The organism is Burkholderia sp. Bp9016 (assembly GCF_003857765.1).
Classification (GTDB): Bacteria; Pseudomonadota; Gammaproteobacteria; order Burkholderiales; family Burkholderiaceae; genus Burkholderia.
Genome location: NZ_QTPY01000005.1, coordinates 118495 through 138717 on the forward strand (window position 1 = coordinate 118495; position 20223 = coordinate 138717).

Annotated in this window: 16 protein-coding genes and 1 pseudogene; 6 read left to right on the plus strand and 11 right to left on the minus strand. The window is 66.7% G+C overall.

The window, feature by feature from the left end:
* Positions 1-12: 12 nt before the first annotated feature.
* Both DIE13_RS08350 and DIE13_RS08355 read right to left on the minus strand, forming a co-directional pair.
* Entirely contained in the window at positions 13-540 is a 528-nt protein-coding gene (locus tag DIE13_RS08350; protein WP_124826695.1) for a BON domain-containing protein, read from the minus strand.
* A gap of 66 nt (positions 541-606) precedes the next feature.
* On the minus strand, positions 607-2076 hold the full coding sequence (locus DIE13_RS08355) for a sigma-54-dependent Fis family transcriptional regulator (protein ID WP_124826696.1): 1470 nt from the start codon (positions 2074-2076) through the stop codon (positions 607-609).
* A gap of 324 nt (positions 2077-2400) precedes the next feature.
* On the opposite strand from DIE13_RS08355, the gene DIE13_RS08360 reads away from it, so the two are divergent.
* Complete coding sequence (locus DIE13_RS08360; RefSeq protein ID WP_124826697.1) at positions 2401-3804, plus strand: GntP family permease; 1404 nt, start codon at positions 2401-2403, stop codon at positions 3802-3804.
* A 475-nt stretch (positions 3805-4279) separates the two neighbouring features.
* Entirely contained in the window at positions 4280-4531 is a 252-nt protein-coding gene (locus DIE13_RS08365; protein ID WP_124826698.1) for a DUF4148 domain-containing protein, read from the plus strand.
* 52 nt (positions 4532-4583) lie between these two features.
* Here DIE13_RS08365 and DIE13_RS33365 read toward each other — a convergent pair.
* Both DIE13_RS33365 and DIE13_RS08375 read right to left on the minus strand, forming a co-directional pair.
* Positions 4584-5121 (minus strand): annotated as a pseudogene (locus DIE13_RS33365) (thioredoxin family protein); the annotation flags it as partial.
* A gap of 94 nt (positions 5122-5215) precedes the next feature.
* Positions 5216-5716 carry a GNAT family N-acetyltransferase gene (locus DIE13_RS08375; RefSeq protein ID WP_124826699.1) on the minus strand — a complete coding sequence of 167 codons (501 nt, stop codon included), beginning with the start codon at positions 5714-5716 and terminating at the stop codon, positions 5216-5218.
* A gap of 529 nt (positions 5717-6245) precedes the next feature.
* On the opposite strand from DIE13_RS08375, the gene DIE13_RS08380 reads away from it, so the two are divergent.
* The 3 genes from DIE13_RS08380 to DIE13_RS08395 all read left to right on the plus strand — a co-directional run bounded on the left by DIE13_RS08380 (position 6246) and on the right by DIE13_RS08395 (position 10240).
* Positions 6246-8585, plus strand: a complete 2340-nt coding sequence (locus DIE13_RS08380) for a phosphocholine-specific phospholipase C (RefSeq protein ID WP_124826700.1) — start codon at positions 6246-6248, stop codon at positions 8583-8585.
* Between the two features lie 239 nt (positions 8586-8824).
* Entirely contained in the window at positions 8825-9094 is a 270-nt protein-coding gene (locus DIE13_RS08385; protein ID WP_098554272.1) for a hypothetical protein, read from the plus strand.
* Positions 9095-9247: 153 nt separating this feature from the next.
* Positions 9248-10240 (plus strand): DedA family protein/thiosulfate sulfurtransferase GlpE, encoded by a 993-nt coding sequence (locus tag DIE13_RS08395; protein ID WP_124826701.1) that lies wholly within the window; start codon positions 9248-9250, stop codon positions 10238-10240.
* Positions 10241-10308: 68 nt separating this feature from the next.
* Here the strand turns inward: DIE13_RS08395 and DIE13_RS08400 are convergent, their stop codons facing one another.
* The 7 genes from DIE13_RS08400 to DIE13_RS08430 all read right to left on the minus strand — a co-directional run bounded on the left by DIE13_RS08400 (position 10309) and on the right by DIE13_RS08430 (position 18191).
* Positions 10309-11781, minus strand: a complete 1473-nt coding sequence (locus DIE13_RS08400) for an OprD family porin (protein WP_124826702.1) — start codon at positions 11779-11781, stop codon at positions 10309-10311.
* A gap of 159 nt (positions 11782-11940) precedes the next feature.
* Entirely contained in the window at positions 11941-12963 is a 1023-nt protein-coding gene (locus DIE13_RS08405) for an ABC transporter ATP-binding protein (protein ID WP_175750613.1), read from the minus strand.
* Complete coding sequence (locus tag DIE13_RS08410) at positions 12960-13952, minus strand: ABC transporter ATP-binding protein (protein ID WP_124826704.1); 993 nt, start codon at positions 13950-13952, stop codon at positions 12960-12962. Before DIE13_RS08410 ends, DIE13_RS08405 begins: the two co-directional genes overlap by 4 nt.
* Positions 13953-13954: 2 nt before the next feature.
* Positions 13955-14857 (minus strand): ABC transporter permease, encoded by a 903-nt coding sequence (locus DIE13_RS08415; RefSeq protein ID WP_124826705.1) that lies wholly within the window; start codon positions 14855-14857, stop codon positions 13955-13957.
* 13 nt (positions 14858-14870) lie between these two features.
* Positions 14871-15809: an ABC transporter permease subunit gene (locus DIE13_RS08420; protein WP_124826706.1), complete on the minus strand. Its 939-nt coding sequence runs from the start codon at positions 15807-15809 to the stop codon at positions 14871-14873.
* Positions 15810-15820: 11 nt separating this feature from the next.
* Positions 15821-17434, minus strand: coding sequence for a peptide ABC transporter substrate-binding protein (locus DIE13_RS08425; protein ID WP_124826707.1), 1614 nt, complete (start codon positions 17432-17434; stop codon positions 15821-15823).
* Positions 17435-17612: 178 nt separating this feature from the next.
* Entirely contained in the window at positions 17613-18191 is a 579-nt protein-coding gene (locus DIE13_RS08430) for a cupin domain-containing protein (protein WP_124826708.1), read from the minus strand.
* 500 nt (positions 18192-18691) lie between these two features.
* Between DIE13_RS08430 and DIE13_RS08440 the strand changes: the two genes are divergently transcribed.
* Complete coding sequence (locus DIE13_RS08440; RefSeq protein ID WP_124826709.1) at positions 18692-20215, plus strand: peptide MFS transporter; 1524 nt, start codon at positions 18692-18694, stop codon at positions 20213-20215.
* Positions 20216-20223: the final 8 nt, after the last annotated feature.

The window sequence follows — 20223 nt, forward strand, 5'->3', positions numbered from 1 at the left end:
GTCTTCCACCGTTCAGTCGGGCGTCCGGTCAGGCTGGCCCCGCGTCTTGTACGGCAGCGCTCCGTGCGGATCGTCGGTGATGCGAACGAAAACCCGTTCGACGTCGGGAAGCGCGGCGAGTTCGCGTTGCAATGCCTGCCGATCGAATGCCGGATCCGCACACCCTTCGACATAAATGAAGCGGCGCTGCACGGTGATCCACAGGCTCGTGCCATGCAGGCGGCCGGTGCCGTCGAAATGGGCCTTCGCAGCCGCGGCGATCGGTGCGTCGTACATATACGAATTCGGCTTCGTGCAGCGGTGCGCGAGCCAGCAGGTCGTCCCGCGCTCGGCGCGGTAATGCGCGTCGTCCTCCATCTCGGCGCGGGTCATCCACGGGCCGAGCGGCAGCGGGCATTCGGCAAAGTCCTGCGACAGCGCCACGAACGGATCGTTGTACCAATTGCGCCGCGCCACCGGCGCGTCGGCATCACCCGACTGCGCGAACGCGGACGCCGCTACCAGGACGGTCATCCATCCGGCGATGCCGATGCATTTCATCGTTGTCTCCCGTCCGGTACTGCCACGGTTCGGCCGCCCGCTTGCGACAGCCCCCGCCGCGCGGCGCTATCGGTCGATGCCGAGCGCCGCCAGTTTCTTGTAGAGCGTCGCCCGGCCGATGCCGATGCGCGCGGCCGCTTCGACCACCTTTCCGTCGCAAGCCGCGAGCGCGTCGGTCAGGAACTGGCGCTCCCACGCGGCCAATGCATCGGTATACGAAACGACCGGCGCGTCGCCCGCGTCCCGGGCGGCGGCCGGGGCAGCAGACAGCGCGCCCGCCGGCATGCCGTCCGGCGACACGCGCACCGGGCCGAGGAACGGCGCGAGCGCACCCGCATCGATCACCGAGCGATCCGACAGCATCAGCGCACGCTCGAGCGTGTTGCGCAGCTCGCGCACGTTGCCCGGCCACGGGTATGCGCACAGCATCCGCAGCGCATCGTCGGTCAGTTCGCAATGCGCGGCGCGGCCGTGCTGGGCGGCCAGTTCCTCGAGCGTCGCGTAGACGAGCGCGGCAATGTCGGACGCCCGATCGCGCAGCGGCGGCGCGTGAATGGTCAGCACGTTGAGCCGGTAATAGAGATCGGCGCGAAAGCGGCCGGCCGCGACCAGCGCGGGCAGGTCGGCCGACGTCGCGGCGATGATCCGGACGTCCGCGCGCACGATCCGGTTCGAGCCGACCGGTTCGAACTCCTTGTCCTGCAGCACGCGCAGCAGCTTGCCCTGCAGCGGCAGCGGCATGTCGCCGATCTCGTCGAGAAACAGCGTGCCGCGATCGGCCAGCTCGAACTTGCCGACACGCCCCTTGCGGTCGGCGCCGGTATACGCGCCCGGCGCCGCGCCGAAGAATTCGGTTTCGAGCAGCGTGTCGGGAATCGCGGCGACGTTGACGGTCACGAGCGGCTGGAGCGCGCGCGCCGAAGCCGCGTGGATCGCATGCGCGAGCAACTCCTTGCCGGTGCCCGTCTCGCCGAGCAGCAGCACCGGCGAATCGACCTGCGCGGCGCGCCGTGCCTGCCGCTTGGTTTCGAGGCTCGCGGCACTCGTGCCGACGAAGCTCGCGAATGTGTACTTTGCGCGGCGCGCCTGCGCGAGCGAGCGCTGCGTCGCGATCAACTGCTGCTGAAGCTGCGCATAGCGGGAAAAGATCGGCGTAAGCGTCTTCAACTGGTCGAACAGCGCAAAGCCGATCGCGCCGACCGTCTCGCCCGCCTCGTTCTTCAGCGGCAGCCGGGTGACGACCAGTGGTTCCCGGCCCGTCTCCATGATGTCGAGCAGGATCGGCTGCCCGGTCGATACCACCTCGCGCATCAGGCTGTTCGGAATCACCGTTTCGCAATCGAGACCGACCGCCTGCTGCGGATCGGCGAAACCGAAGCGCGCCGCATATCGCTCGTTCATCCACACGACGCGCGCGTCGCGATCGACGACCACCGTGCCCGCACTCGAATCCTCGAAGGTTCGAAACAGCGACTCGGCAGCGCGCCGCAGCACGTCGCCGTAATTGACGGGCAGGCGAACCCAGTCGTTCATCATCGTGTCGTCGTCTCCGCGTATGCTTGGCCGGATGTCTCCGGATCGAGACGAATTATCTCACTGTGGAGACATGCCGGAATGCCTTGTCCGGGAAAGCCCTGCCCGATTCGGAGGGTTGTCCTGACGGCGGGATCGTCTCCATTCGGAGACGTTTTATGTAGAATCATCAGACATTGGCCGGTGCCGGCTGGCCGGCCAGCGTCGGCCCCATGTCCGGCGGCGCAATCCGGCCTATGGCACGAAACCTGCACGAACCTGAGCCGGTCCGCGACGCGTCGCGATCGAACAACAACCAAAGCCATTCAAAGCCATTAGGAGACTCCCTTGTCTTTCGTGATCGTCCTCGCCGCGCTGGCGTTCCTGATGTTCGCCGCGTATCGCGGCTACAGCGTGATCCTGTTCGCGCCGATCGCCGCGCTCGGCGCGGTCCTTCTGACCGAACCCGCCGCCGTCGCGCCGGTCTTCTCCGGGATCTTCATGGAGAAGATGGTCGGCTTCGTCAAACTGTATTTCCCCGTGTTCATGCTCGGCGCCGTGTTCGGCAAGGTGATCGAACTGTCCGGGTTCTCCGAGTCGATCGTCCATGCCGCGATCCGCTATATCGGCCGCTCGCGCGCGAATGCGGTGATCGTCGCGGTGTGCGCACTGCTCACCTATGGCGGCGTGTCGCTGTTCGTCGTGGTGTTCGCGGTGTATCCGTTCGCGGCCGAACTCTATCGCCAGAGCAACATTCCGAAACGGCTGATGCCCGGCGCGATCGCACTCGGCGCGTTCTCGTTTACGATGGACTCGCTGCCCGGCACGCCGCAGATCCAGAACATCATCCCGACCACGTTCTTCAAGACGACCGCCTGGGCCGCACCTGCGCTCGGCACGATCGGCTCGCTGTTCATCATCGTCGTCGGCCTCACGTATCTGGAATGGCGCCGTCGTTCCGCGATGGCGAAGGGCGAAGGCTATGGCACGTCGCTCGTCAATGAACCGGAACGCGTCGAAACGACGGCACTGCCGAATCCGGCGCTGGCGATCCTGCCGCTGATCCTCGTCGGCGTGTCGAACTTCGCATTCACGAAGCTGATCCCGCAATGGTACGGCGCCGCGTCGTACACGGTCGCACCGGACGTGCTGCCCGGCGTGCACGCGCCGGTCACGACGTCGATCAAGACCGTCGTCGCGATCTGGTCGGTCGAGGCAGCGCTGCTGCTTGGTATCGTGGTGGTCCTCCTGACCGCGTTCAAGCGCGTCAGCGGCCGCTTCGCGACGGGTTCGAAGGCCGCCGTCGCCGGCGCGCTGCTCGCCGCGATGAACACGGCATCGGAATATGGCTTCGGCGGCGTGATCGCCGCGCTGCCGGGCTTCCTCGTCGTCAGCGATGCGCTGAAGAGCATTCCGAACCCGCTCGTGAACGCGGCCGTGTCGGTCAGCTCGCTCGCCGGCATCACGGGTTCGGCGTCGGGCGGGATGAGCATCGCGCTCGCCGCGATGTCGGACCTGTTCATCAAGGGCGCGCAAGCGGCCAACATTCCGCTGGAGGTGCTGCACCGGGTCGTCGCGATGGCCAGCGGCGGCATGGACACGCTGCCGCACAACGGCGCGGTCATCACGCTGCTCGCGGTGACGGGCCTCACGCACCGCGAGTCGTATCGCGACATCTTCGCGGTCACCGTGATCAAGACGCTCGCGGTGTTCTTCGTGATCGCCGTGTACTACGCGACGGGCCTCGTGTAAGCATCCGCACCGGGCGGCGCGCCACCCTACCTCGGCCGGCCGCACCGACGCGGCCGACGCGGCCGACGCTCCGCCCTCCCGCCCTCCCGCCCTTCCGCCTCTTCCCGCGCCCTTCCTTTACGTCGGTGCGGCACACCCGCACCGCAATACGACGCAGCGCTTGCCGATCGGTTTGCCGGCCAAGCCCGGCGGCCACCCCCGGAATGCGCATCCAGCCAGCCCGGCCACCGGCCGCCTCGAGCACCTCTGCCCTCCCCACTACCGCGCGGCTCCGGCACCCCGGCATCCGCCACGCGCCGCCATCCGGCACCGGCCGCCGCCACCTCGCCCCCCACCCATTGTTGCCGGCAGCAGAACACTGCGTTGGGAGCGATCGCATTTTTCCCGCGCGCGGCCGGGCCTACACTCTTTTCAACCGCAGCCGCTTCGTCGAACGAAGGCCGGCCGCCCCGTCGAAAACATGGAGGTCCAGATCATGAAGCGCCTGATCCATGCAGTTGCCATCGCCCTGGCCGTATCCGCCCCGCTCGCTGCGCAAGCGCAGTCGAACGCGCCGCTCACGCGGGCACAGGTTCGCGCCGAAGTGAAGGCGCTCAAGCAGGCCGGCTTCCAGTCGAGCGACTGGTTCTACCCGGCCAGCATCGTTTCCGCCGAAGCGAAGATCGCGCGGCAGCAGGGTGCCGGCTACGGCAGCGCGCGCGGCGCGTCGTCGGAGTCGGGCCAGTAACCGAAGCAACGCGGCACCCGGCTCGCCCGACGGTTCGCCCGCCGTTACAGCGTCACGCCTTCACGGGCCGGATCAGCGTCGCGCACGTCGCTGCCTGCGGATCACCCACCGGCAGCTTCGCGCACACCCCGTCGAACTGCCTGACGACCGACCGGACCGACACATCGTGCGCCGCCGCACCACTGATTCAACTGCGTGACGGCCTTGATCTGCGTACGCAGGTTCGCCCCGCAAAACACATCCCGAGTCTTGCCGGCCCGCGCAAGCACACTTGCGGCGATCCCTTCGATCCGCGCCGAATCGTCCGGCGCAGCGCAATTGCATTCGCGAAACAAGTCGCGCCCCAGCGCGACTTCGTCACCGATCCGCTCGCCGAATCGCAGGCCTCGCGATACCCGTCGAGCGCCGCGGCCTTGTCGCCGCGCGCATTCGCATTCGCGGCGAACCTTGACATGAAGTACTACGGCGTCGACGAACGCGGCAATCCGGCCTTCAACAACGCATCGGATGCGTCGTACGGCCCTGCGTCAGTCAGCGTGTCCGCCGTCGCGAATGCGTACGCACGCCTGTCGCTCGTACACATTCGCGGCGGCCGGAAAATCGCTCGACGAGACGATTCACGCGGCCACCTGAAACGAACGCATTCTCGAATGAACATGACGCGCGGCATCGCGCGCGCGTCCTCTACCGTCGCGGCTTGACCCGTGCCATCTGGTACACCGACGCATACGCACCATCGCGCAACGCATAGTCCGGCGCTTCACCTTCGATGCGGAATCCGTGCTTTTCGTACAGTGCGACCGCCGCAACGTTGTCGACGAACACGGTCAGTTCGATGCGCGTGATGTTCAGCCAGTTTTCGGCGAGCTCGATCGCCGCCGCGAGCAGCCGGGTGCCGACACCGCGGCCGTGATGCGACGCATCGACCATCATCCCGAGCGACGCGGCGTGACGGCGGCGCGGGTTCTGTTCGGGATGCAGCCCGAGATGGCCGACCACCGAACCGTCGATTTCGGCGACGAGGCTCACGCCGTGTTCGCGAATGCGTTCGAGCCGCTGCCGCCATTTCTCGTGCGACGGATATGGATGCTGCAACGTGTTGAGGTACACCGCAGGATGCGCGACGATTTGCCGGATCGCGTCGATGTCGTGCATCTCGCCGTGCCGGATGGTGATATCGGTCATGACTGGGTAGAGTCGAAAGTATCGGTCGCGGGAATGCTGCTGCGGATACGCAACAGCGCATCGAGCTTATCCGATTTCACGCGAATGAAACATGGCCGCCGAATTACCCGGTGCCGTTGCATGCACAACGACACGGCGTCACGCAGCCTTCATGCAGACATCACGCAATCGGCAATTTGTGCCCGATACCGCTCGCGCAAACCGGTAATTTCCTGCCACCTCGAGACCGCTTCGACAGCAGACAATTCGTTGCGCACGCAACATCATCTGTGCGAGTGGACTAAGTCATGTCCGCATCACGTCGACGTCATCTCCGCTCCCTAGACTGGCCGCGCCCTGATCGTCACTCAACGGGCCGGCACGTGCCGACATCCTCCCCCGCGCACACGATGCGTGCGGTGCGCAGGAGCGCGACAACGGCCGACGCATTCGAACGCACATGCATCGCGGATCGTCCCGGGGGGGACGACGCATGGGGTGCTGCTGGACCCGGTCGAGCGCGCACCCACCATCACAGGATCCGAACGCCATGACGTCACGCCGCACATTCCTTCAGAAGACCGCCACTTCAGGCCTCGCCGCCGCCGCGCTGTCGGCGTTTCCGCCGAGCATCCGCCGCGCGCTCGCGATTCCCGCGTTTCACGAAACGGGTACGCTCCACGACGTCAAGCACGTTGTGCTGCTGATGATGGAGAACCGTGCGTTCGACGGCTACTTCGGCACCTTCAAGGGCGTGCGCGGTTATGGCGACCGCTTCGCGGTGCCGTCGCCGAACGGTCGCGACGTGTTCTACCAGACGTATACGCAAACGACGCCCGCGACGACCTTCACGCCGTACCATCTCGACGCGAGCCAGGGCAACGCGCAGCGCGCGGGCGGCACGCCGCACACGTGGGCCGACGCGCAGGCCGCGTGGGACCACGGCCGGATGAACCGCTGGCCCGACGCGAAGACGCCGCTGTCGATGGGCTATTACGACGCGGCGGAAGTGCCGTTCCAGCGCGCACTCGCCGACGCGTTCACGCTGTGCGACCACTATCACTGCGGGATGCACACGGGCACGATCGCGAACCGCCTGTTCTACTGGAGCGGCACCAACGGCCCGAACGGCATCAGCCCGGCCGACGGCAGCCGCGTGAAGCTCGCCGCGCTGAACAACCAGTTCAACGGCGGCAACGACATCGGCCCGTCGAGCCAGGGGTGGACGTGGACGACCTACGCCGACCGGCTGCAGCAGGCCGGCGTGAAATGGAAGGTCTACCAGAGCCTGATCGACAACTTCGGCTGCAACGAGATGATGAGCTTTCGCCACTGGCGCGCCGCCATCGAACAGATGCCCGCCGCGCGCCGGCCCGTCTACGTCGCGTCGACGGACATCACGCAGCCGGTGACGGCGGCCGGCGCGTTCTACGATCCGGCGATCGACGATCCGTTGAGTCCGCTCGCGAAGGGCTTCGGCAACACGATGCCGTACGGCTTCCTCGAAACCTTCCGCGACGACATCCGCAACGGCACGCTCCCCGAAGTGTCGTGGATCGTCCCGCCGTCGGTGTACAGCGAACATCCGGGGCCGTCGAGCCCCGCGCAGGGCGCATGGTACGTGCAGGCGGTGCTCGATGCGCTCACCGCGAATCCGGACGTATGGAGCAAGACCGTACTGCTGATCAACTACGACGAGAACGACGGTTTCTTCGATCATATGCCGTCGCCGGCCGTGCCATCGCGTAACGCGGACGGCACGCTCGCGGGCGGCCATACGCTCGCGAACGCCGACGTGGCCGTCGAGTACCACGACTTCGCGCCGGCCACGTCGAGCCAGCCGGCGGCCGACGGGCGTCCGTACGGCCCGGGCCCGCGCGTGCCGATGTGGGTGGTATCGCCGTGGAGCCGCGGCGGCTGGGTGAACTCGCAGGTGTTCGACCATACGTCGACGCTGCTCTTCCTCGAGAAACGCTTCGGCGTCGTGGAGCCGCAGATCAGCGCGTACCGCCGCGCGGTGTGCGGCGACCTGACGAGCGCGTTCAACTTCCGCGCGCCGAACAACGAACCGCTGCCGACGCTCGCGGGCCGCACGACGAAAAGCCAGGTCGACGCGCTGAGCGCCACGCAGCAGGCCGCGCCGAAAATCACGCCGCCGACCGCCCCGTCGCTGCCCGCGCAGGCCACCGGCGTGCGCCCGTCGCGGGCACTGCCGTACGAGCTGCATGCGAGCGCGCAGGCTGACGCCGGCAAGGGCACCGTCACGCTGAAGTTCGCGAACACGGGCCGCGCGGCGGCGGTGTTCCACGTGTACGACAAGCTGCACCTGGACCGCGTGCCGCGCCGCTACGTCGTCGAACCGGGCAAGGCGCTGCGCGGCGACTGGGCGGCGCAGGCCGACGACGGCGGTAAATATGACCTGTGGGTGCTCGGCCCGAATGGCTATCACCGCCGCTTCACCGGCGACCTGGCCCGGCTCGCGGGCCCGCGCGCACCGCAGCCGGAAGTGCGGGTCGGCTATGCGGGCGGAAGCGGCAACCTGCATCTGCGGCTGCGCAACGACGGCGGCGGCACGGTGCGCTTCACGGTGAAGTCGAACAAGGTGTACGGCGCGCTGTCCGGCCATGGCGCGCACGACGGTCGCGGCAACCAGGACGGCAACGGCCAGGGGCGCGGGCACGGCAACGACGCGGGCACGACGTGGACGGCCACGGTGCGTGCCGGCAGCCAGTCGGAGCTGCGCTGGACGCTCGACTCGACCGGGCACTGGTACGACTTCGTGGTCACCGCGGACAGCGATGCGAGCTTCTCGCGCCGCGTGGCCGGCCGCGTCGAAACGGGCCGCCACTCGGTCAGCGACCCGGCGATGGGGCTGGCCGACCGCTTCTGACGGCACTGCCGCTGCCCGGTCGGGAGCGCCCCGGCCGGGCGCCGCTCGCCGCGCGGCCCGATCCGGCTGAAACGCCCGCCCGGCGCGGCCCAAACATCAGAAGGATAGGTGGTGCAGCCCTCATTTCGAGCCCACGAAAATGCTCCGTGTTGCGGCCCGTTCGCGTTAAACTTCAGCAAAGCTGTACTCAACAACGACATCTTCGCCAACCAGGCATCCACGACACGAGGATAGGTTCGATGCGCACTTCCGGCTCATCCGGGGCAATGACCCTGCTCACCGAACACGACCCGGCCGACGGCCGCGAATTGCGCTCGCTCCGGCTCGAAGCGACCGGCGACGGCAAAAGCGTGCTGCTGATCGAGATCGACGAACGCAAGCCCGGCATCCACCGCGAGGTCCGCTACGAGATCACGCCGGCCGAACTGGTCGCGGCGATCCGCTCGCACGGCGCCGAGCTGCCCGGCGAAAACCACGGCGCCGCATCGCTCGCCCGCACCCCCTCCTGATTTCGAATGGTGAGCCGCGCTCCGCGCGTCGGCTCACCGACATCTCCCTGTCGCCGTCAGGCGCTTTCCGTCGTTCCCGCCACCAGGTTGAAAATGGCCGATAATCGGCCCATCTGCGCATCCTCTCTTGCGCATCCTTTTCGGCCAGCCGTCATGCTCCGTGACCTCGTCGCCCAATACGGGCCGCTTCTCGTCTTCGCCAACGTGCTTGCGGCGGCCATCGGCCTGCCGGTGCCGGCGATGCCGACGCTCGTGCTGTTCGGCGCAATGGCCGCGATGCATCCGGAGATGATCGGCTCGCAGCTCGTGACGGTGATCGCGCTGTCGGTGCTCGGTGCGCTGATCGGCGACACGGCGTGGTATCTCGCCGGGCGGCGTTACGGCGGCGCGACGCTGAAGACGATCTGCCGGCTGTCGCTGTCGCGCGATACCTGCGTGAAGAAGACGGAACGCTTCTTCGGCCGCTACGGTGTGCGTGTGCTTGCGGTCGCACGCTTCATTCCCGGCCTGTCGCTCGTGTCCGTGCCGATGGCCGGCGCGCTCGGCACGCGCTATCGCACGTTCGCCGGCTACGACGCGCTCGGTGCCGCGTTGTGGACGATCGTCGGGCTGGTGGCGGGGCTCGTGTTCTACCGGCAGATCGACTGGCTGTTCGCCGGCGCGAGCCGGCTCGGCCGTGCGGTGCTGCTGGTGATCGTCGCGCTGCTGGCGATCTACGCAGCCGTGCGCTGGATGCGCCGCCGCGCGCTGATCCGCCAGCTCGCGAGCGCACGGATCGGCGTCGACGAGCTCGAACTGCTGCTGCGCGACCCGGCGGCGCCGGTGGTCCTCGACGTACGCTCGCCCGAGCACCGCAAGCTCGACCCGTTCACGATTCCCGGTGCGCAGTTCGCGGACGAGCGGCGCATCGAAGACATCATCGCGCGCTACCCGCTCTCGCAGAAGTTCGTCGTGTACTGCTCGTGCCCGAACGAAGTAACGGCCGCGCTGATGGCCAAGCGCCTGCTCGATGCAGGCTTTACCGATGCGCTGCCGCTGCGTGGCGGCCTCGACGCATGGCGCGACACGGGCCGCCAGCTCACGTCGCTGCTGGAAGACATGCCCGCCGCGAACGATCCGGTGGCGGGCTTGCACAAGCCGGCCTGATCGGACTGACCGCAGGCCGGGCCGCGCGAAACGGAACATACCGCGGGGGACCTTGCGTCCCCCTTCGATCAGAACGCGTGCAGCGGCACGTTCACGACCAGGCGGTACTCGCGGTTCGTCGCGTCCGAGTAGTGCGCGGAACCGTTGTGCCACATCGCGATGAACGTGACCTTCGTGTCCTTCAGCTTGCCGCTCTGGAACGTGTACGACGGGATGAAGCCGAACTCGTGGTGACGGCCCTGCACCGGCGCTCCGTTGCTCCAGTAGATGCTCGACCTGGTCGGGTCGTTCGCCGCGCCCGCGCTGCCGTCCGCACCCCAGCCCGTCACGCCCCAGATCATCGCCTTGAAGCCCGGCAGGCCCGCTTCCTTGCCGTAGAACGTGTAACGCAGCTGCAACGACTTTTCGTGCGGCGCGTTGTAGTCGACGTCCATCGAGTTGGTCAGGAAGATGCCGTTCGTTTCGTTCAGGTAGTCGAAGAACTGGTCGCCCAGGATCTGCTGATAGCCGAGCAGCAGCTCATGCGGGCCGTGCTGCGCCGCCAGCGACAAGCTGTATGCGTTGTTGTCGATCTTGCCCTGCAGCGCGTCGCCCGTGTCATGCGTCGAATAGACGTTGCCGAAGCCCGTCCACTTGATCGTCTGCGTGCTGCCGATGCTGTGCTTCACCGACGCGTAGTACTGGTGCCATACGTCGTCGGCCTGGTTCGCGTACAGCGCGACTTCGCCGTTCGGCGAGTAGTCCCACGTACCGCCGACGTAGGTCAGGCGGTTGATGCGCGTGCCGCCGTACTGGGTCGTGAGGTTCGTGAGCGTCGTATGGCCGCGCGCATCGTTCTTCGTGAAGCTACCGGCTTCGAGCATCACGTTCTTGAATTCATTGCTGACGATCGTCGCACCGAGGAACGTCGGCGGCAGCGCACGGTTGTCGTGCTGCTCCATGAACGGGTTGTCGACGGCCTGCAGACCGTACTTGATCACCGTGTTCGAGATGCGCGCCTTCACGTCGTAGATGCCGGGGAACGCCCACGCGAGCTGGTTCGCGCCGCCACCGCCCTTCGCGATGTGCACCATGCTGCCGGCGCCTGCGCCGCCGTCGAGCTTCAGTGCCGCATACACCGACGCGTCCACGCCGAAGCCGACCAGGCCCGACGTATAGCCGGACTCGAAGTTCGCCATCACGCCCTGGATCCACGCGTGGCGGTGCGGGCCGCCCTTCGCGTCGAGCACGTCCGAATAGTTGCGGAACAGGAAGTCGAGATGGCTGTCGGCGATGAAACCCTTCGCCTTCGATTGCGCAGACGGTTCATCGGGCGGCGTGACGGCCTGGCTCGCTTCGGCGTTGACAATGGCATTCGGGGTGGTTGCCTGCGCAACGGCCGTGCTCGTGCCCGCGGCCGGCGCAGCCTGCGCGACCGTCAGCGGTGCCGGGGCCGCGTCGTCGGCGTGGGCGACGCCGCTCAGCGATACGCCGGCCAGTGCCGGCAGGCCCCATGCAAGCAGCATCTTCGATGCCGTCCCGATCGTCTTCTGCTTTTTCATCGTAATTCTCGTCTTGTGTTGATATCGTCCACGCCGGTCGCGATCCGCTCCCGGCCCCCCGGCTTGCCCGGCTAAAGGCGCGCCTGTACCCGCGGCGCGAAGATCGTTCGCGCCGCACTTACCCCTGTCGACCTGCCTGGTTATGTTTGCTGCGTTACTTCACGCCGCCACGCCCGCGCGGATGCACGCGACCCGCGCGGCCGACCCCTGCCGCACTTCCGGCAGCGGCACGTCCTGCGCGCACGCGTCGATCGCAACCGGGCAGCGCGTGCGGAACGCGCAGCCCGACGGCGGGTTCAGCGGCGAGGGCATCTCGCCCGCCAGCAGCATCGGACGGCGAGCACGCTCGCGCGCCGGCTCCGGCGTCGGCGCCGCATCGAGCAGCGCCTTCGTGTACGGGTGCTGCGGCACGCCGTACACGTCATGCCGCGTGCCGAACTCCATCACGCGGCCGAGATACATCACGAGCACGCGCTGGCTGATGGCCTTCACCACCGCCAGGTCGTGCGCGACGAACAGATAGGACAACGACAGTTCGCGCTGCAGATCGCGCAGCAGGTTCACGATCTGGGCCTGGATCGACACGTCGAGTGCCGACACGGGTTCGTCGCAGATCACGAGTTTCGGCTCGCCGATCAGCGCACGCGCGATACCGACGCGCTGGCACTGCCCGCCGGAAAATTCGTGGGGATAGCGCAGCAGGTGATGTGCATTCAGGCCGACGCGCTCGAGCATCGCGATCACGCGGCGGCGCACTTCGGTGCGGCCGAGACCCGCGTGGTGCGTGACGAGCGGTTCCGCGACGATCTGCTCGATCGTCATGCGCGGATCGAGCGACGCGAGCGGATCCTGGAAGATCATCTGCACTTCGCGGCGCATCGCGGTGCCGCGCAGGTGATCGGACGCCACCGCTTCGCCGCGCCAGCGCACGGTGCCGGCGGTCATCGGCGCGAGGCCGATCAGCGCGCGGGCGAGCGTCGACTTCCCGCAGCCCGACTCGCCGACGAGCCCGACCGTCTCGCCGCGCCTCACGTCGAACGACACGCCATCGACAGCACGCAGCGTGCCCCTCGGCGACCACGGATAGCCGCCGAGCGGCACGCGGAAATGCACCTTCAGATTCTCGACGGACAGCAGCGTGTCGCCCGTCGCGCCGGTATCGCGGCGTTCATTGACGCTCATCGCAGTCCTCCCGTCAGATCGGCCAGCGGCCGGTGGCACGCGCGCACCGCGCCCATGGCGCCATAGGTTTCGAGCGCGGGGCGCGCGGCACCGCAGCGCTCCTCCGCATAGGTGCAGCGCTTCGCGAACGCGCAGCCGACCGGCGCGGTGCCGGGCATCGGCGGATTGCCGGGAATCGCGATGAGCGGTGCATCGTCCGCATCGGTCAGGCGCGGCAGCGCATTGAGCAGGCCGATCGTGTACGGATGCGACGGCGCGGCGAAGATCGACTCGGCCGGCGCGTATTCGACGGTACGGCCCGCATACATGACCATCACGTCGTCCGCGAGGCCGGCGACCACGCCCATGTCGTGCGTGATCAGCACGATCGCGGTGCCGCGCTCGCGGTTCAGCTCGCGCAGCAGGTCGATGATCTGTGCCTGCACGGTCACGTCGAGCGCGGTGGTCGGCTCGTCGGCGATCAGGATTTCCGGCTCGGACAGGAGCGCCATCGCGATCATCACGCGCTGGCGCATGCCGCCCGAGAACTCGTGCGGATACATCCGGATGCGGCGCGCCGCGTCTGGGATGCGCACCGACTCGAGCGCCTCGATCGCGCGCCTGATCGCTTCCTTGCGCGACAGCTTGCGATGCAACTGCAGCGTCTCGGTCATCTGCCGCTCGATCGTCAGGAACGGATTGAGCGACGTCATCGGATCCTGGAAGATCATCGCGATCCGGTCGCCGCGCACCGCGTTCAGCGCGCGCGTATCCATCTCGAGCAGGTTGTCGCCGCGATAGCGCGCGGCGCCCGTCGTCGTACCGTTGCCGGCCAGCAGGCCGAGCAGCGCCATCACGGTCTGGCTCTTGCCCGAGCCCGATTCGCCGACGATGCCGAGCGTCTTGCCGGCTTCGAGCGAGAACGACACGCCGCTCACGGCGTCGATCGGCGGCGCGTCCTTGCGCGTGAAGCGCACGCCGAGGTTTTCAACTTCCAGCAGGGCAGCCATTTTCAGCGATCCTTCGGGTCGAGCGCGTCACGCAGGCCGTCGCCAACGAAGTTCACGCAATAGAGCGTCACGCAGAGCATGACGGCCGGTGCCAGCAGCAGCCACGGCATCGATTCCAGTTTCTGCGCGCCGTCCTGGATCAGCACGCCCCAGCTCGTCATCGGCTCTTGCACGCCGAGGCCGAGAAACGACAGCACCGATTCGGTCAGCACGATGTTCGGCACGGACACGGTCGCGTACACGACGACCACACCAAGCAGGTTCGGCACGACGTGGCGCAGCACGATTGACGCCGGAGACACGCCGATCGCGCGCGCCGCATCGACGAACTCGCGGTTGCGCAGCGACAGCGTCTGGCCGCGCACGACGCGCGCCATGTCGATCCACGAGAACGCGCTGATGGTCAGCACGACCAGCATGAACGAGCGGCCGAACAGGGTCATCATCAGGATCGCGATCAGCAGGTACGGGATCGCGTACATCATGTCGACGACGCGCATCATCGCGGAGTCGATGCGGCCGCCCGCGAAGCCGGCGGTCGCACCCCACGCGACGCCGAACAGGCCGGACACGAGCGTGCCGAGCAGGCCGACCTCGATCGACACGCGGCCGCCGATCAGCGTGCGCACGAGCAGGTCTCGGCCGAGCTCGTCGGTGCCGAACCAGTGCTGGTTCGCGAGCGTCGGCGGCAGGCTGATCGAACCCCAGTCGCTCGCGGCGGGATCGGCCGCGAGCAGCCACGGGCCGACGAAGCACGCGAGCGTGATCAGCGCGAGCAGCACGAGGCTGAACACGGCCGCACGGTTGTGAAGGAAGCGCGCGAACGCGAGCGCCAGCGGCGAGCGCGAACGCGGCGGCGAGTCGGTCTGCACGGGCAGACTGACGACAGGCGTAGTCGGAGTCATCGCATTGCCTCGCTCAATAACGGATGCGCGGATCGAGCCACGCGTACGCGAGGTCGACCAGCAGGTTGAACAGCACCGCACAGACGGTCGTCAGCACGACGAGGCCCAGCACCAGCGTGTAGTCGCGGTTGATGGCGCCGTTCACGACGAGCTGCCCGAGCCCCGGCAGCGCGAACACCGATTCGGTGACGACGGCCGCGGTGATCGACGTGATGCAGACCGTGCCGAACAGCGACACGACCGGCATCAGCGCGGGCTTCAGCGCATGGCGCAGCACGATCGTCGCGCCCGGCAGGCCCTTCGCGCGCGCGGTGCGGATGTAGTTGCTCGACAGCGTCTCGATCATCGAGCCGCGCATCACGCGAGCGAGCAGCGACACGTTGATGAGGGTCAGCAGCACGATCGGCAGCAGCCGGTACTGCCAGCTGCCGTCGCCCCAGCCGCCGGCCGGCAGCCAGCCGTTGCCGGCCGACGTCTTCAGCAGGATCGCGAAGATCCACACCAGCACCGGGCCGAGCACGAACGGCGGCACGACGTTGCCGAAGTTGCCGATCAGCATCACGAAGCGGTCGATCAGGCTGTCGCGACGCACGGCCGCGACGGTGCCGAGCAGCACGCCGAACACGATCGAGATCGGGATCGACACGCCGCCCACGCCGAGACTCACGGGCAGCGCCTTCTTCACGAGATCGTTCACCGACCAGTCGACGTAACGGAACGACGGGCCGAGATCGCCGTGCAGCAGCGAACCGAGATACAGCAGGTACTGCTTCCACAGCGGCTCGTCGAGGTGGTACTTCGCGTTCAGGTTCGCGAGCGTCGCCGCGGACAGCTGCTTCTCCGTATCGAACGGGCCGCCGGGCGTGAAATGCAGCAGCAGGTAGCAGACGGTGATGACGGCGAGAATCGTCGGCACCGCCCACAACGTGCGTCTCAATGCGTAGGCCAGCATGATCGCTCCGCTCAGTGCTTGATCAGGTACAGGTCCTGCGAAGCACGCATGTCGATCACGTTCTTCAGCGAGTAGCCGCCCACGTAGGGCTTCACGAGACGGTCGGCCGAGTACTGGAACAGCGGCACCATCGGCGTGTCGTTCATCGCCATGTCGTGCGCCTGCGTGAGCAGCGCGGCGCGCGCCTTGTCGTCGAGCTTCTGGTTGCCTTCGTCGACGAGCGCGTCGGCCTGCTTGTTGCAGTAGCCGACGGTGTTCTGCGAGCTGCCGCAGCGGATCAGGTCGAAGAAGGTCATCGCGTCGTTGTAGTCGGCGAACCAGCCGTCGCGCGCGATCTGCACCTTGCCGTCATGACGCTCCTTCATCAGCACCTTGAACTCGACGTTCTCGAGCTTCGTGTTGATGCCGAGCTTCGTACGCCATTCCGATGCGGTAAACAGCGCGACCTTCTTGTGCAGGTCGTTGGTGTTGTACGTGAGCGTGAACGACAGCGGCTTCGCATCCGAGTAGCCGGCCTGCTTCAGCAAGTCCTTCGCGGCCGCGACGCGCTTGGCCATCGGCCACGACGCCCATGCCGGCGTGAACGGCTGCACGCCCTTCGTGCCGTTCGGCATCAGGCCGTACATCGGCTTCTCGCCGGCCTGCGTGAGCTTCGACGTGAGCACGTCGCGATCGATCACCATCGATAGCGCCTGGCGCACGCGCTTGTCCTTCAGCGCCGCGTCGCTGTTGTTCAGGTAGTAGTAGTAGGTCGCGAGCTGCAGACCCGGGCGCAGTTCGCCGCCGAACTGCTTGCTGACCTGCTGGAAAATGCCCGACGGGATCGAGTAGCTGTAGTCGATCTGGCCGGCCTGGTACATGCGCATCGCGGTTTCGTCGCTTTCGATCGGCAGGTAGGTGACCTTGTTGATCACGACCTTCGGCGCGTTCCAGTACTTCGCGTCCTTGGTGACCACGATGCGGTTGTTCGGCTGCCAGTCGGCGAGCTGGTACGCACCGTTGCTGACGATGTTGCCCGGGCGCGTCCACGCATCGCCGAACTTCGCGACGGTGTCCTTGTTCACCGGCGCGAGCGGCGCCATTGCGGTCAGTTCGGGGAAGAACGCGACAGGTACGTCGGTCGTCACTTCCAGCGTGTACGGGTCGATCGCACGCACGCCGAGCGTCGTCGGCGCGGCCTTGCCGGCGATGATGTCCTTCGAGTTCTTCACGAATTCGACGAGGATCGTGTACTTCGAGCCCGTCTTCGGATCGACGAGGCGCTCCCACGAATAGACGAAATCGGCGGCCGTCACGGGCTGGCCGTTGCTCCACTTCGCGTCGTGGCGCAGCTTGAAGATCCACGTCTGCGGCGTCTTGCGTTCCCACGATTGCGCGACGCCCGGCACGACCTGGCCGCTCGCGTCGATGCGGGCGAGCCCTTCGAACAGGTCGAGGCCGATCGTGTTGCCGGTCCACGATTCGATGTGCGCCGGGTCGAGCGACTCGACTTCGGCGGGCACCTGGCGCGTCAGGTCCTGTTGAGGAGCGAGCGTGACATTCGACGGAACGGTAACGGCGCGGGCTGCGGGCGTCGTCAGGGCGAGCGCGGCCAGCACGGCCGACATGGCATGCAAGGATTTCATCGTGGCAGTCTAGAGAAGGTTTTTCGGTGAGCGTCGCGCGGCGGATGCCGCGGCTTACGCGTGAGACGCTGACGGGTACAGCGATTGAGGAGGCCCGTGATTCTCGTATTGCATCTTAGTATTCCTTACATTTCTTTCGACAGGTATTCCGTCTTCGAAACGAAGGAATACCTGTGCGCTAGAACAGTCTCGGCGTACCGACCCAGACCACGACCGACTCGACACTCGCGGTGTTGACCCAGCTGTGCGGGACCGTCGACTGATAGTGCGAACTGTCGCCGGCCTGCAGGACGAACGTCTTGCCTTCCAGCGTCAGCGACACTTCCCCTTCAATCACATACAGGAACTCCTCTCCTGCATGTGTCGTCACCTCCGAGCGCTTCTGCCCCGGCGGCATCCGCACGAGGATCGCCTCGAGCTGACGCCCTTCGGACACGTTCGTCAGCCTCGCGAACAGGTTCGCCGAATCGGCGAACCCGAAGAAGCGCAACTGCTCGCCTCGACAGACCGAGCGTTCCTCGCTCGGCGTATCCACGAAGTACTGCACCGTCACGCCGAGTGCCTGTGCGATGCCGGCCAGCGACGTCAGCGACGGCGACGCGAGCCCGCGCTCGACCTGAGACAGAAACGGCTTCGAAATTCCCGCGGCGGTAGCGGTGTCGTCGAGCGTGCGCTTGAGACGTTGGCGCAACGCGCGAATCTTGCTGCCGAGTGCGGCAGCGTCTGCCGCTCGCGAGTTTTCAGTGGGGGGAACCATAGCAGGCCGAAAAGTGGTCGTCAAAAAATGTTTGATGGAAAGTAACTAAGTTAATTCGAGATAGCTTAATCTTCGGGTTCGCACACGTCTTCGGTGTTGAGCCCGGTGCACTAAACAGGGCACGAAGCGAGCGAAACGACGCGCTATCTTGCCAGACTCGCCTGCTTCACAGGCAAGCTGCAAGCGGCTCTCCGGGAATGTTCCGAGAGCCGGGCGCCAAGCTTACAAGTAGATGATGAGACAAATGTTCCTGAAAGCTGCGGCCATATCGGGAGTTTCCCTGAGTGGCGCGGACCTGACGCACCGGACCGGCGAGCGCTACCACTCGCGCGCCGGTCGGGGCCTCGCACCACCTTACCAGGTGGAGTCCGACCCCGGCCCGGGCTGACCTGCCCGACTGTTCCATCGCCGACGCAAAGCCTACCCGGCCACTGTGCTCCGGCGCCAGTTCGACCCCCAAGGCGACGCGCGATCCGCGCCGTCCGTTTCAAACGAGATTGATGATGCACGCACCTGTTTCTCAAACCCGATCGTTTACGACGGTCTTCCTCATCGAAATGTGGGAGCGCTTCGGCTACTACGGCATGGCCGCGCTCCTGGTCCTCTTCATGGTCGACAGGCTCGGTTTCACCGACAGCCATGCGAACCTGACCTGGGGCGCGTTCACCGCGCTCGTCTACGCGTCGCCGTCGATCGGCGGCTGGATCGGCGACAAGGTGCTCGGCGCCCGTCGCACGATGATCATCGGCGCGGCCGTGCTGTGCGCAGGCTACCTGATGCTGGCGGTCCCGAACGATGCGCTGGCGTACATGTACGCATCGCTCGGCGTGATCGTCGTCGGCAACGGCCTGTTCAAGGCCAACGCGGCGAACCTCGTGCGCCGCATCTACGAAGGCGACGATGCGCGCATCGACAGCGCGTTCACGATCTATTACATGGCGGTCAACATCGGCTCGACCGTGTCGATGCTCGCGACGCCGTGGATCAAGGATCACTGGGGCTGGCACACCGCGTTCGCGGTCTGCTGCGCCGGCATGCTGCTCGCGATCCTGAACTTCATGCTGATGCACCGCACGCTCGCGCACATCGGCTCGCAGCCCGACGACCAGCCGATCCGCTGGAAGCGCCTCGGCGGCGTGGCGGCAGGCGGCGTCGCGCTCGCGCTGATCACGCTGTACGTGCTGCAGCACAAGCAGCTCGCGGTCGCGAGTGTGTGGACGGCGGCATTCGCGATCCTCGCGATCTTCGCATACATGATCGCGAAGTCGGAGCGTTCGGAGCGTGCCGGCCTGATCGCCGCGCTCGTGCTGATCGGCCAGGTGATCCTGTTCTTCATCTTCTACGTGCAGATGTCGACGTCGCTGACGCTGTTCGCGCTGCGCAACGTCGATCCGCGCTTCATCCTGTTCGGCACGACGCTGTTCACGTGGAGCGCCGCGCAGTTCCAGGCGCTGAACCCGATCTGGATCATGATGCTGAGCCCCGTGCTGGTGTGGGTCTACAACGCATTCTCGAAGGCCGGCCGTGACCTGCCGGTCGCAGCGAAGTACGCACTCGGCTTCGGCGCGGTGGCCGCCGGCTATCTGGTGTTCACGATCAGCGGCCGCTACGCGGTGGACGGTCGCGTGTCGTCGTGGTTCATGGTGTGGGGCTACGGCCTCTACTCGCTCGGCGAACTGCTGGTGAGCGGCCTCGGCCTCGCGATGATCGCCCGCTACGTGCCGGCGCGCATGAGCGGCTTCATGATGGGCGCGTACTTCGTCGCGACGGGTGTGTCGCAGTACCTCGGCAGCGTCGTCGCGAACTTCGCGCAGATGCCGTCGCACGACCTGCCGGCCACCGAATCGCTGCCGCTCTACCTGTCGCTGTTCGAGAAGCTCGGCTGGCTCGCCGCGATCGGCATGCTGCTCGCCCTGCTGCTGCTGCCGATGATGAACCGCCTGTCGCGCCAGCACCAGCGCTGTGCGGAAGAGCGCCGCGAAGAAGAAGCGCTGCAGGCGCAAGCGATGGCCTCGGCCCAGTAAGTACTATC